Genomic DNA, 1,176 nt, shown 5'->3' on the forward strand with positions numbered 1-1,176 from the left:
CGACCCCGGCGCCCCCACCGGGACCCGGCAGTCCGGGAAGCACCGGATCCGTACTCAGGACCACGGGCACAGCACGAACGAAGGACTCCCCGCCCGTAACGTGGGTGCCGGGGGCAGGGACACCGGGGACGTGGGTGCCGTGGGTGGGTGCGCCGGCCTGGTGCTCGGCAGGCTGGACCGGTGCACTCCCGTTCTGCTGCACGGGTGCCGAAAGCAGGGTCTGCGGGTCCTGCCTCCCAGGACCCTGCCGGTCGGCGCCCTGGACTGCCGTCTGCTGGGAACCGGCGGATCCAGTGACCAGGACCGGGAGGCCAGTGTCCAGGGATGGGCCGAGGCCGGGAGTGTCTCTCGGGTCCGGGAGTGGGATTCCCCGTCTCCGGCGTTTGGAGGGGTTCTGGTCCGTGGCCCGGCTCTCACGAGTGTCGCGCTTGCGAGTGTCGCGTTTGCGCTTCCCCGTGGGGGTGCCGGGCTGGTCGTTCCCTGCCGTGGGGGCGGGGGGCAGGTCCGCGTTGCTGTCCTGGGCTGCTGCCGGCCCCGTGGGGTTCAGCACAGCGAAGACCCGCTCGCTGGTCGTGCCGGCGGCGTTGGCCCCGGGGGCGGGGAGAGGTGCGGAGGGTGTCGGGGCGGTGGCCCCGGGGGTGTTTTCTGCGGGCCCGTCCGGGTACGGGGCGCTGTCGGTGGGGTGCACACCGCCTTGGTGGTTCACTGCCTGTTTGCGGGGAGTGCGGGCGAGGTCCCCGGCGGCCGGCGGAAGAGAGGCGGGGTGGTGGGTCCGGTTGGGGCTGTCCGGGTCCGTGGTCTCCTGCGGTGCTGTCCTGCCCGGCTCGGCGGAGGCGTCCGGGGACAGTTCCTGGGCCCCGTCCCCGGCAAGGCCGTGCTGGCCCAGGTCCTCCACCCGCACCCCGAGCCGGTTGAGCCGCTTGCCATCGAACCGCAGGCCGAGTTTCTTGACGCTGATGCCGTTGGCCGCAAGGACACCCCTGATCACGCCTTCCTCCAGGCCGAGGCGGGCGGCCAGGGTGTCGAGGTGCGCACCGACCCGTTTCTGCTGCGCGGCCAGCTGGCGGATGGTGCGGGCGATGTCCTCGATGGCCGGGAGGTGGGTGATGCCGTGCCGGCCCAGGGCATCCACCCGCACCCCCAGCCGTTCGCGCCGCTCATCGCCGAACAACAGTT

At 73.0% G+C, this 1,176-nt stretch carries 1 pseudogene; it reads right to left on the reverse strand.

The annotated features are described in order from the left end of the window. Positions 1 to 1,176 (reverse strand): annotated as a pseudogene (locus ACWCPY_RS43330) (hypothetical protein); the annotation flags it as partial.

The organism is Streptomyces sp. NPDC002403, assembly GCF_053593015.1.